This window comes from Kitasatospora sp. NPDC101155, assembly GCF_044768305.1.
GTDB lineage: Bacteria > Actinomycetota > Actinomycetes > Streptomycetales > Streptomycetaceae > Kitasatospora.
In genome coordinates, this window is sequence record NZ_JBIWPN010000008.1 from 100,180 (window position 1) to 112,295 (window position 12,116).

The window sequence follows — 12,116 nt, forward strand, 5'->3', positions numbered from 1 at the left end:
GTGAGGTTCCAGTCCGTCGGGCTGGTGTGGTTAGTCAGCAGGGCCCCGTTGGAGCCGTCGGGTCGCGCACCACAGGTAGCCATCGTCGTTAGGGCGGAAGCCACCCATGGTGACGAGGTTGCCGGCCAGCGGCTGCCCGGGGTGGGCCGCCGTCGAGTTGGCGTACTGCCCCTGGTTGACCGGGTGGAAGCAGGCGTCCGAGCTGGTCCGGCCCGCGGAGATCGTGCTGAACCGCTGGGTGCCGCGGCGAGTGTTCGGGGACACGGGAAGGGCGCCTGTTCGAGGTCATCGACGGAGAGTGCCACCTCGGTCCCGCCGTCCTGCGTGATGATCTCGTTGGGGGCCTGCGGCCGCGCGGGGGTCCTGGAGGAACCGGTGCTGGGCGGCCGAGCCGTTGTAGTCGCGGCCCGCCAGTGCCTGGCCCCTGTCGACGGCGCGTGCGCCGCTGGTACCGTTCGATCAGGCCGGGAACCTGCTCGCGGAACGTCTGCCTCGGGCATCCGAGGACCGGGCAGATCATGCGCTGGACCCGCACCGATGCCACGACCCGACGCCCTTCCACCGGTACGTCCGCGACCACCCGCCCATGGAAGGCATGCACCTGCCCCGTCGGCTGCCCGCACATCGGGCGCGGCGCCGGATCTTCCCGGGTTCGCGCCAATACCCCGATGACCTCGCCCTCCTCCGCCACGCTCTCGACGACGAAGGCCAACAGTCCCGAAAACACCCTACTCACAAGCTCGTTGACATCGCGCATGCCACACCAGCGACGACCGTCACCCTTCGTTACTGCCGATTACGGTACAGAGCCGTTCACTGGACAGACCCGCCGAAAGCAGGGACCGCACAAATCTTGTGCTGAGCGCTCCGGAAGGGAGAGCAAAACAAATGTTCAAGATGAGCAGAGAAGGTGCGACCTCTGGTCAACAGACTCTCGGAATCGACCGGAGCGATCACCTGCACCGCCTAAACCCGGCGCAGGATTCCTCCTGATCGGCCTTACACCCGCTGAATGTACTTCAGGAGGCATAAGGATCGCGAAGGGGCCGCGGTTCCCGTATGCCTCGAACAATGGCTTCGGGAAGGTCCGAGCCTGCAGTGTAGTAGCGGCCCTGCGCCTCGCCCTGGGCAGCAAGCCAGCCGGCGCGGACCAGTTCGCGGATGTCGCGCTGGGCCTGCTGTTCGCTGAGTTCGGCGTCGGCCTGGTAGGTGGCGCGACGCAGGCGGTTGCCCATGGCCACGGGGTAGAGGGCGTAGAGCATGCGGTCGGGCCAGCCGCGCTGCTCGACGGCTTCGTCGAGGGCGGTCCAGACCTCGCGGGTGGTATTCACCTGACGCTCGACGCTCTGGGCCTGCTGGTGGTGGGCGCGCAGGCAGAACCGGATCCAGGGCAGGGTGTCGCGGTCGGGAGTCCAGACCGGGCCGCCGACCTCGGCGAGGATGTCGTAGTAGCGGTAGGTGTTGCGGGCCCGTCCGAGCCATTCCTCGATGCTGGAGAACTCCGGTGCCATGATCCCTTCGCGGGCCAGGACTAGGGTGTGCAGGGCGCGGGACATCCGCCCGTTGCCGTCCGACCACGGGTGGATCGACACCAGATTCAGATGCGCCATCGATGCACGCACCAGGCCCGGTGCGTCGAGGTTTCCCTCGTTCAGCCACTCCACCAGCTCGCCGGTCAGGCCCGCCAGCTGTTGGGCGTCAGGGGCAGTGTAGGCAGCGATGGTCGGATCCTCGGCGGAAGTGACGTAGACCGGCCCGGTACGCCACCAGCCGGGCCGCTTGAGCAGGTGGTGGCCCTGCATCATGAAGTGCAGCGAGTTGAGCAGGCCCTTGCTGTAGGCGAAGTCATCGCCCGCTTCGGCGAGGCGCTGGATGTATGTCATCGCCTGCCGATAGCCCTCGATCTCGGCCGTGACGGTGTCGTTCGCATCGATCGGCGCCTCGCCCACCATGATGTCCTCGACGTCCGACACGCTCGCGGCATAGCCCTCGATCGTGTTCGATCCGGCGATCGCCCGCGCCGTGAGGTTGCGCCGCAGCTGCCCCTCCCAGCGACGTGAGGTACGCAGATGGATACGCAACCGGTCCCGCATCTCGTCGATCTCCGCGAGGACGGACTGGTCGATGTCCTGCAGCGACGGCACACCATAGAGCATGAAGCAATGACACCATGACGGCATCAAGCAGTCAAGGAGATTTGGCCAACCATGGTGCATGAGTACTTCAATAAACCCTTCGGATTCAGCCGCCCTGGATCCGTTCAGCGAGATCACCACCGCCGGCCTTCCGGCTCCGGCGAGCGCCCGGCGCTCGCAACACCGCACTTCACCGCATACCGGCCGCCGCTTGCCGTCCACCCAGGTCACGCCGACCCAGACGCACGCCTGGGCCAGCTTCCTGGCAGGGGCCGTCCACAATGGGCTCGACCCGACACTAGTCACCCAATGGCTGACCATCCTGGCCAATGCCACCGGCAGCCCCGTCCTCCCGTCCCTGGCCTCCATGCCGCTTGACGACTACGTAAACCTCCGCCTCTCGGCCATCCTGGCCGGCCTGGAAACCACCACACACGTCCCCTACCTCGCCGGTTGGCACCTGCGGATCGAGCCCGAGCTCGGGCGCCTCCCCCTCCGCCTGATCACCACCGCCCTCATCACTGCCGCAGTCTTCGGCTCGATCGCCGACGGCTGCAGCCGCTCCACGATCAAGAACACCCTCGCCATGCTTTCCCGCATCTTCGAGCAGGCCATCGTGGATGGCGTCCTCGACCGCAATCCCGCCCACATCACCGGATGGCAGCACCAGTTCCAGCAGGCCGAGGACGAACTGCGAGACCCCCGCACCCTCGCGCTGCGCGACTGGGACGCCCTTATCGAACTCGCCGACGCCCTGGTCGAAGCCTCGTACAACCGCTACCGCGGCTGGGGCGACGTCGTCGTCCACAGCGCTTGCACCGCCACCCGCATCGGAGAAGTCTCTGGAGTTCGGGCCCGCGACGTCGACACCGACAAGTGGCTCCTGACCTGCCGCCGACAGACCACTCCCGCACCCGGCGGTCTGGTCGACAAGCACACCAAAGGCCGGATCGCCCGCTTCATCCCGATCATCGAGCCGCTGCGCCCGCTCATCGCCCGCCGACTGCAGGCCACCCGCGGCGACCCCGACGCCCGCCTCTACACCGGCCCGCGCGGCGGCCGCATCAGCACCGCCGTCCTACGCGACGCCACGCACTGGGACGAGGTCATTAGCGACCTCGGCTACGAGCACCTACGACGCCACGATCTGCGCCACACCGGGCTCACGTGGATGGCGGACGCTGGATTCCTTCCGCACATCCTCATGGAAATCGCGGGACACCGGCTCATCACCACCACCCAGCGCTACTTCCACCCTGACGTGCTCCGAATCCTGGAAGCCGGCCAAGCCCTCACTCATCACCTCGAGAAGCTCCAATGCGACGGCCAGATCACGCGCCGCTGGTAACACACCGTGACCGCCATTGCCTCGAAATGGCCACTGCCAAGCCGCTTCGAGTCGGCCCGAGTCACTTCACAGCAAGCAGCAGGCATCAGAAAGGCCTTAGAAATACCCCGATATGAACCAGTTTGACCCACTTGACCGACGCCCGGCGCACTTGACCGAAGGTCAAGTGCGCCACCACGCCTCGCTCCAGCAAAACGGCAAGGAGGTCTCGCACTTCACCTTGAGATCGAAGAACAATCCGCATACCAGCCACTGGAGCAACGGGTGGCGACGCACCCATGGCCAAACCTGGGGACCATTTTGGGACCACCCGGGACCAAAAACGGGCCCTGAAAACCAGCAAGAGCGGGCACCTGGTTTCCCAAGTACCCGCTCTCACAACCGACTTCACAGTCGGGACGACAGGATTTGAACCTGCGACCCCTTGACCCCCAGCCAAGGGGTTCACTTATTGTCGACAGCCAGAGCCTCGCAGCTCTGGCTTCTTTGTTGCTCAACTTGACTGGGGTTAACGTGAGTTGGCACATCTCGACAGGATCGACGCCAGGGCGGGCTGACGTTCCGCCAGTGTTCACTTCGTGCACAAGCGCCCGTTTTGATCCATGGGCGCCCATGAGCGCCCATGGGATGTGGTCCCAAAGTGGTCCCAGGGGCGGCCACGCCGCCGCAGCTACTGCCGGTGACCGGAATCTGTCGGACCTTCAGGACGGGCCATGGAGCAGGCCCGACAGCCTCGGTGCAGACGGCGCCGGTCGGCTCGCCGGACCGGCGTCTGCGGGCGGATCATGGTCGCTTACCCACCGGCTGCGGATCGTGATCTTCCGTACGGTGTGTCGTCTGGAGCGTGTCCTTCCTGATGGGTCCCGTCGTGCTTCCCGCCCCTACCCGCACGCTCTGCCGCCACGCCGAACCGACGGCGCAGCCTTGGACCCGTAGTCGTCCAGTCCAGGGAGGAATCACCCATGGGACAGCGTCAGAGCAGGGGCCGTGTCTACCGCCGGTGTGGCTGTACGGACGAGCACGGCAAGCAGCTGGGTCCGTGGTGCGTGCGGCTGCTCGAGGAGTCGGGTCACGGGTCGTGGACGTACTGCGTCGACCTGGCCCCGGAGGAGGGCAAGCGCCGCACCCGCCGGCGTGGCGGGTTCGCCACCCGCGCAGAGGCGGCCCGGGAGATGAAGGCGGTGCTGGACGGTGAGCTGCGGGGTGTCTACGAGGACCGCCGCACCACGGTGGCGAGCTTCCTGCGCCAGTGGCTGGCGGTGAAGAAGGAGGTGCTCGCGCCGAACACCTACGCCGGCTACGAGGCGTGCGTCGAACGGGACCTGATCCCCGCCTTCGGCCGCTACCGCCTCCCGGACCTGCGCCCCAAGCACATCGAGCGCTGGATCGCCGCCCAGCGCAAGGCCAAGCGCGGCAAGGTCACCGTCTACCGGATCCTCTCCACCCTGCGCAACGCCCTCAACGCCGCCGTCCGCGCCTGGGGACTGCGCTACAACCCCGCCAAGCACTCCGTCCCACCCAGGCCCCGCGCCGCCGAGCGCACCTGCTGGACCCCCGACCAGGCCGCCGCCTTCCTGCGCCACGGCGCCGAGCACTACGCCGACCAGCTCACCGACCTCTTCGAGGTCATGCTCGGCACCGGCATGCGCCGCGGCGAGATCCTCGCCCTCCACTGGTCCGACGTCCACCTCATGGACCGCCAGCTCTACGTCCGCTGGGCCCTCGCCGCCATCGACAACAGCGAGATCCACCTCCGCGAGCCCAAGACCGAAGCCAGCCGCGCCTGGATCAGCCTCTCCCCCAGAGTCATGGCCGCCCTCCACCGACAGGCCGCCATCCAGATGGGCACTCGCCCTGACGGGCGCCTGGAGGGTCTCGTCTTCGGCCGTCCCGACGGCGCACCCCTGCGGCCCCAGTGGGTGCTTGACCAGCTCCGCAAACGTACCGCCGAACTCGGCCTCCCCCGGATCGGCCTGCATGACCTGAGGCACACCGCGGCCAGCATCATGATCGCCGCCGGCATCCCCCTCGCCATCGTCTCCAAGACCCTGCGCCACTCCACCCTCGCCACCACCATCAACCTCTACGGCCACCTCCTCAAAGAATCCGCCGACGAAGCCGTAAAGGCACTTTCCACCGCCTTCGACAACGCCGACAGCAGGTCGGTCCAGCAGGACCTCACCCGGGCTCGCGGTGGTGGCGTCCTGCGAGCGGCGTAGCCGCTAACAGGACTTCAGGCATTTCGCAGCAACTGACGGCCTGTCAAGCAGCCGTGGCAAAATCAGCAGGTGCAGATCGGGATGCTGGGTCCACTGGAGGTTCGCACGGACGGCGGCGGCTCGGTCGACGTGCCGGGCGCACGGCTGCGCGGACTGCTGGTCGCCCTCGCGCTCAGGCCGGGTCACGTGGTCCCGAAGGCGTCGCTCGTCGACTGGATCTGGGGGGAGTGCCCGCCCGCCGATGCGACGAACGCCCTGCAGCGCTTGGTTTCCCGGCTGCGGAAGGCGCTGCCGGACGGGGTGGTCGAGGGGCGGACGGACGGCTACCGGTTGGCGGTGGAGCCCGACGCCGTCGACGCCGTGCGGTTCGAACGCCTCGTCATCGCGGGCCAGGCCCGTACCGAGGACGGTTTCCGGCGGGTGCGGCTGCTGCACGAGGCCCTCGGGCTGTGGCGCGGTGCGGCCATGCAGGACGTCGGTCTGCGGAACAGCGCCGCGTTCGACGCCGCAGCCGTTCGCCTCGAGGGGTTGCGCCTGACCGCCACGGAGGAGCGGGCCGACACGGACGTCACCCTCGGGCGCGGTGCGGAGGTGGTCACGGAGCTGACCGACCTGGTGACCGCGCACCCGGTGCGGGAACGGCTCGTCGCCGTGCTGATGCGCGCCCTCGTCGCGGCCGGTCGCGACAGCGAGGCGCTGCTGGTGTACCAGCGCGCGAGGGAGGCCCTGGCCGACACGCTCGGCGCCGACCCCTCGCCGGAGCTGTCCGCTGTGCATGTCGCGCTGCTGCGGGGCGAGTTAGGGCGGGGCGAGTTGGGGCGGGGCGAGAAGAGCCGCAAGACCAACCTGCGCGCCGAGCTGACCACCTTCGTCGGCCGGAACACCGATGTCGCCGCGGTCCGCGAGCTCATCGCCGAGCACCGGCTCACCACCGTGATCGGGCCGGGCGGCTCGGGGAAGACCAGACTGGCCACGGAGACCGCGCGCACGCTGCTCGGCGACCTGCCGGACGGGGCCTGGCTGGTGGAGCTCGCCGCCACCGGCGCGGACGACGACGTGGCGCAGTCGGCGCTCGCCGGGCTGGGCCTGCGGGACGCCCTGCTCAGCGGGACACCGAACGCGGAACTGACGGATCGGCTCATCGCCGCGATCCGCGAGCGGGAGGCGCTGCTGATCCTGGACAACTGCGAGCACCTGATCGAGTCCGCCGCGGTGTTCGCCCACCGGGTGCTCGGGGAGTGCCGGCGGCTGCGGATCCTGGCGACGAGCCGGGAACCGCTCGGCATCACCGGGGAGGCGCTGTGGCTCGTCGATCCGCTGGCCCTGCCGGAGGGGGACGCGGACCCCGGCGAGATCGAGTCCTCACCCGCCGTCCAGCTGCTGAGGGACCGCGCCGGGGCGGTGCGCCGGGACCTCGCCGTCGACGCCCACACGCTCGCGACGATGGTGCGTGTCTGCCGGGCGCTGGACGGGATGCCGCTGGCGATCGAACTGGCCGCGACCAGGCTGCGCACCATGTCCATCGATCAGCTCGCCAATCGGCTCGACGACCGATTCCGGCTGCTGACCGGCGGCAGCCGCACCGCACTGCCGCGACACAAGACCCTGCGCGCGGTGGTCGACTGGAGCTGGGAACTGCTCGCCGACGCCGAACGGACGGTGCTGCGAAGGCTCGCGGTGTTCTCCGGCGGGACGAGCCTGGAAGCGGCCGAACGGGTCTGCGCGGGCGGCCCGGTCGAGCAGGAGCAGGTGCTCGAGCTCCTCACCGCGCTGACCGAGAAGTCACTGCTGCTCGCCGAAGGTGACAGCGCCCCGCGCTACCGCATGATCGGCACCATCAAGGAGTACGCCGGGCACCGGCTCGCGGAGGCGGGGGAAGCGGACCTGGCGCGCCGCGCGCATCTCGCCTACTTCACCGAGCTCGCCGAGACCGCGGATCCGCATCTTCGCCGCGCCGAGCAACTGGAGTGGCTCGCCACGCTCGAAGCCGAGCACGACAACATCGGTTCGGCGATGCGCGGCGCGCTCGCGGCCGGCGAGGCGCAGGCGGCGATGCGGCTCGCGGTGGGCTCCGGCTGGTACTGGTGGCTCGGCGGGCACAGGGCCGAAGGCATGAAGCTGATCACCGCAGCCACCGAGACGCCCGGCGAGGTGGCCGACGAGGTCCGCGCCACGGTGTACGCCATCCTCTCGATGTTCGTGAGCTCCGGACGGGGCGACGAACACCAGGCCGCAGAGTGGATCCACCAGGCGTACCGGTTCAGCCGGCACGGTCAGTGCCGCCACCCGGCACTGGGGTTCGTCGCCCCACTGGAACGCATGCTGCAGGCGCCCGACGCGACCCTGTCCGCGTTCGAACCGCTGCTGGACCACGAGGACCCCTGGGTGCGCGCACTGGCCCGGCTGCACCTCGGCAAGATGCGGATCATGCTCGGCCAGGCCGGGCGGGACGCGGACGCGTACCTGGAGACGGCGCTCGCCGAGTTCCGGACGATCGGCGAGCGATTCGGGATCTCGTTCGCCCTGACGGAACTGGCGGACCGGATCGCCGTGCGCGGCGAGTTCGCCAACGCGTGCGAGTACTACGAGGAGGCGATCGCGGTCGTCACCGAAGTCGGTGCCACCGAGGACGTCATCCACATGCGGTCGCGGCAGGCGCAGCTGTACTGGCTGATGGGCGACGACGCCGCCAGCGCGGCCGCCATCGCCGCGGCGCAGCGGTGCGCGGAGCGGGTCGCCTGGCCGGACAGGCTGGCCGAACTGGCCCTGTCGAAGGCGGAACTCGCCCGATGGGGCGGCAACACCGAGGAGGCGTACAGGCAGCTCGGCATCGCGACGACCATGCTGGGCGACGACGCGGAGCAGGCGAGGATCCGCGCGGTGACGCACGACCTGCTCGGCTATCTCGCCAACGATCTCGGCGAGGCCCGTACGCACCGCGCGGCAGCCTGCGAAGCGGCGTCCGAGGCGGGACACGCGCCGCTGATCGCGCAGGTGCTCGTCGGGGTCGCGGACCTGGCGCTGCGCCGCGACGAGCACGAACAGGCCGCACGGCTCCTGGCGGCAAGCGCGGGCGTGCGCGGCCTGGAGGACCGCTCCCACCCGGACGTGGCCCGGATCGAGCAGGCCGCGCGGCACCGCCTCGGCGATGCGAAGTTCGCCGAGGCGTCTCGGGAGGGGACGCGGACCAGCTGGTCTCAGCTGGTCGAGGTCACGCTCGCTGCTTGATTCACGCGTACCCGAGGAGCCGAGCCCAACGGGGGTCGCTTCAGCCGACATGATCGCCAACGAGGATGCCCAGGGAACAAGGCCCTCGTCGCGCGGGCCGATGTCACCTGCCCGTGAACTGCCGTTTCCCTGTGGTGACACCATGTCAGGGGCGGTGTCAGTGCGGTGACTGTCCAGTGTCAGGGCGGCAGGCGATCGTGGCTGCCATGACCAGTTCACCGATCGCAGCCTCGGGGCTGCGAACAACCAGGGATACCCAAAACCGCCGGGTCCGGATGCCCAGGGTCGTTCGGCGAGTGCGAGTGGGGGTCACGGCGCTGGCCGTCACGCTGCTGGCCGGGGTCGCCGCACCCGGGGTGGCCACCGCGGACAGCACGGCCGTGCCGAAGACCGCTGCCGGACAGGATCGCCCGGAGCTGCAGGGGGCCGTCCAGACGATGGTCGATTCCGGTTTGGCCGGGGTGCAGATGCGCGTGCACGATCAGCGGGGCGACTGGGTCGGCAGCGCCGGGGTGCGCAGGCTGGGCCGGACCGCGAAGCCGCCGACGAACGGGCTGTTCCGGATCGGCAGCACCACCAAGACCTTTACCGCCACCGTGGTGCTGCAACTGGTGGCCGAGGGCAAGATCGGGCTGGACACCCCGGCGGACGACTACCTGCCCCAGTTCGGGCTGGACCGGCGGATCACGGTGCGGATGCTGCTGCAGCACACCAGCGGGTTGTTCAACTACACCGGCCAGACCTATCCCGACGGGACGTTCGCGCCAGGGATCCCATGGTCAGGCAAGGAGTGGGTGGACAACCAGTTCCACACCTACCGGCCGGAGGAGCTGGTGCGGTTCGCGTTGTCCAAGCCGGCACCGTTCGCGCCGGGCACTGACTGGAACTACGCCAACACCAACTACGTGCTGGCCGGGCTGCTGATCGAGAAGGTCACCGGCCGCTCGTACGCCGACGAGGTCCAACGGCGGATCCTGCAGCCGCTCAAGCTGCGGCACACCGTGGTACCGGGCACCTCGCCGGAGATTCCCGGGCCGCACGCCCACAGCTACTACCGGTACCAGGACGCCGGGCAGTGGAAGACGATCGACATCACCCGACAGAACCCGTCCTGGATATCCAGCGCCGGTGAGATGATCTCGACCACCAAGGACCTCCACACGTTCTTCTCCGCGTTGCTGGGCGGAAAGCTCCTCCCCGCCCCGCTGCTGGCCGAGATGCGCAAGCCGCAAACGACGAGCGACCCGAAGATGAGCTACGGCCTCGGGTTGCAGGTGCAGGACCTGGACTGCGGCGTCACCGTCCTCTACCACGACGGTGACGTCCACGGCTCCGCGGCGCTGATGTACAGCACGCCCGACGGCAGTAGAACCATGGAGGCCTCGGTGACCTACGTGGACGCCGTGGACGCCCCGCTGCTTGCGTACCAGAAGGAGATGCAAAGGCTCGTCAACACGGTGTTCTGCGGCAGGTAGACACGCGCACACTCCCGGCCGAGCAGGCAGAACAGGTCGACGACCCCGCCGGGGACGAAGTCGGCCGCGAGGCTGTCTGCTCGGCCGTGGCGCGCGTGGTCATAGCCTTCACGGACGGTGCCGGGATCGCGACTCCGAACGCGCAGGGCAAGGTCGAGCCGCTGCCGCGGCGTCCGCGTGTCAACGAACCTGTCACCGTGGACGGCCTCCAGGATCTCGTCCGACTCGGTACGGTTCGCATCCTCCAGCAGGTTCGCGAGATCGGCCGCCTTGAAACGGCCCAACCTCCTTGCCGCGCCTGGCCGCTACCCAGCCACTGACCTGCGTTTTCTTCGCTCTGTCAGCTGTTCACGATGACGGTTGTCATACGGATCCGGAAACACGCGTCACTGACGTACCGTCAGTTCTGGAAGAGAAGCTGGACGTACCAGCACCCGGCACCGCAGCGTCCAGCCCCTGAAGGAGAAAGCACCATGCCCAAACGGATCACCGCCCTCGCGGTCGGGACCGCGATCCTCGCCGGTCCGGCCATCGCGCCGGCGGCGGAAGCCGAAACGCCTCGCTCACATCCACGCTCGACCCCACCGAGCGTGGATGTCTGCTGTCAGGACCACCCGCCCGAACCACGGGCATCGGGCACCGGGCAAGGAGGACACTCGCCTCATCCTGTCGCCCGGGGGCGCCTTGAACAGCGCACCGGACCGCAACGGCATGCCCGCTCGGGCGCGATTCAGCATGCCTGCTGGTCCCCCGTGTCTGCCACAGCACCTCGACCGTTGGTGGTATGACGGAGCGGAACCCGAGGAGTCCTGCCCAAAGTCCCTGCGCCGGTCTGACCCTCTACGCGGTCCTCCGCGAACTCCAGGCCCTCCTGGCCACCTGGACCGGCGCCTGCCCGATATGCGGCCAACCCGCCCCAGAACCCGAACCACACCACCGCACCTAACCTCGATCCGGGCGCCTGGCACGTCTACCCGGACTTTCGACCACGCCGGAACGAGCGGGGTCTGTGGCCGCGCCGACCTGGATGGCGACCGGCCGGCGGCGAGTTGCGCTCAGTCGCGCAGCAGCCGCGCGCGGATGCCCGCGATCACGATGTCCAGCTCCAGGCGGAAGGTCGCGTCGCGCTGGTCCAGGGGGATCAGGGCGGCCTGGCGGGCCTGTTCCTCGAGGGTGTAGCCGTTGACGAAGCTGGTGACCACGTCCGCGCCGATGTGGGCGGCCGGGGCGTCGGCACCGGCCGAGCGCAGGGCGTCGACCAGGGAGCCGAAGTAGGCGACGGCGTTGGGCGGCGGGGCGGTGAAGGAGACCACCAGCCGGGCGCCGTCACGGTGGGCGAGCATGGCCGCGCGGGCCCGGGTGGCCAGCTCCCGGAGCCGGTCGGGCCAGTCCTGCTCGGCGGCGGTGGCGGCGCCCGGGCCGCCGGCGGGCGGCTGGGTGAGCATCTCGCCGATGATCTGGTCGGCCAGCGCGTCCAGCAGTGCCGCCTTGCTCGGGTAGTGCCAGTACAGGGCGCCGGCGCGGACGCCGAGCCGCTGGGCCAGGCGACGGGTGGTCAGCTCGTCGAGGCCGTCCTCGTCGAGCAGTTCCATGGCGCCCTGCAGCACATCGGCCTGCCGGAGCGGCATCGGGTTCCCCTTTCGCATCACTTCCTGCTACCGGAGCATCTTGCCACTTGAACACCGGTCAAGTAAATTGAACAGCGACCAAG

8 protein-coding genes and 1 pseudogene are annotated in these 12,116 nt (G+C 69.1%); 4 read left to right on the plus strand and 5 right to left on the minus strand.

Going from position 1 to position 12,116, the window contains the following annotated elements; translation table 11 throughout:
* Nucleotides 1-30: 30 nt before the first annotated feature.
* The 3 genes and pseudogenes from ACIRYZ_RS14470 to ACIRYZ_RS14480 form a co-directional block, all read right to left on the minus strand.
* Nucleotides 31-264, minus strand: a complete 234-nt coding sequence (locus ACIRYZ_RS14470) for a hypothetical protein (RefSeq protein ID WP_402944068.1) — start codon at nt 262-264, stop codon at nt 31-33.
* Between the two features lie 166 nt (nt 265-430).
* Nucleotides 431-727 (minus strand): annotated as a pseudogene (locus tag ACIRYZ_RS14475) (transposase family protein); the annotation flags it as partial.
* A gap of 292 nt (nt 728-1,019) precedes the next feature.
* On the minus strand, nt 1,020-2,156 hold the full coding sequence (locus tag ACIRYZ_RS14480) for a Fic family protein (protein ID WP_402943596.1): 1,137 nt from the start codon (nt 2,154-2,156) through the stop codon (nt 1,020-1,022).
* A 190-nt stretch (nt 2,157-2,346) separates the two neighbouring features.
* Here ACIRYZ_RS14480 and ACIRYZ_RS14485 point away from each other — a divergent pair, with 190 nt between their 5' ends.
* The 4 genes from ACIRYZ_RS14485 (at nt 2,347) to ACIRYZ_RS14500 (ending at nt 10,405) form a co-directional block, all read left to right on the plus strand.
* Nucleotides 2,347-3,483: a tyrosine-type recombinase/integrase gene (locus ACIRYZ_RS14485; RefSeq protein ID WP_402943599.1), complete on the plus strand. Its 1,137-nt coding sequence runs from the start codon at nt 2,347-2,349 to the stop codon at nt 3,481-3,483.
* 962 nt (nt 3,484-4,445) lie between these two features.
* Nucleotides 4,446-5,702, plus strand: a complete 1,257-nt coding sequence (xerC, locus tag ACIRYZ_RS14490; RefSeq protein WP_402943602.1) for a tyrosine recombinase XerC — start codon at nt 4,446-4,448, stop codon at nt 5,700-5,702.
* A 69-nt stretch (nt 5,703-5,771) separates the two neighbouring features.
* A complete protein-coding gene (locus tag ACIRYZ_RS14495) occupies nt 5,772-8,930 on the plus strand; it encodes a BTAD domain-containing putative transcriptional regulator (protein WP_402943605.1) in 3,159 nt (1,052 codons plus the stop codon).
* 437 nt (nt 8,931-9,367) lie between these two features.
* Nucleotides 9,368-10,405 carry a serine hydrolase domain-containing protein gene (locus ACIRYZ_RS14500; RefSeq protein WP_402944044.1) on the plus strand — a complete coding sequence of 346 codons (1,038 nt, stop codon included), beginning with the start codon at nt 9,368-9,370 and terminating at the stop codon, nt 10,403-10,405.
* Here ACIRYZ_RS14500 and ACIRYZ_RS14505 read toward each other — a convergent pair.
* Together ACIRYZ_RS14505 and ACIRYZ_RS14510 are read right to left on the minus strand one after the other, a co-directional pair.
* Nucleotides 10,321-10,689, minus strand: coding sequence for a hypothetical protein (locus ACIRYZ_RS14505; protein WP_402943608.1), 369 nt, complete (start codon nt 10,687-10,689; stop codon nt 10,321-10,323). The genes ACIRYZ_RS14500 and ACIRYZ_RS14505 overlap by 85 nt on opposite strands.
* Before the next feature lie 771 nt (nt 10,690-11,460).
* Nucleotides 11,461-12,033 carry a TetR/AcrR family transcriptional regulator C-terminal domain-containing protein gene (locus tag ACIRYZ_RS14510; RefSeq protein WP_402943610.1) on the minus strand — a complete coding sequence of 191 codons (573 nt, stop codon included), beginning with the start codon at nt 12,031-12,033 and terminating at the stop codon, nt 11,461-11,463.
* Between the last annotated feature and the right edge of the window lie 83 nt (nt 12,034-12,116).

Coding starts and splice junctions, on each gene's coding strand:
- ACIRYZ_RS14510 (WP_402943610.1), bottom strand. CDS start 12,033: ATGCCGCTCCGGCAGGCCGATGTGCTGCAGGGCGCCATGGAACTGCTC.
- ACIRYZ_RS14480 (WP_402943596.1), bottom strand. CDS start 2,156: ATGCTCTATGGTGTGCCGTCGCTGCAGGACATCGACCAGTCCGTCCTC.
- xerC (WP_402943602.1), top strand. CDS start 4,446: ATGGGACAGCGTCAGAGCAGGGGCCGTGTCTACCGCCGGTGTGGCTGT.
- ACIRYZ_RS14500 (WP_402944044.1), top strand. CDS start 9,368: ATGGTCGATTCCGGTTTGGCCGGGGTGCAGATGCGCGTGCACGATCAG.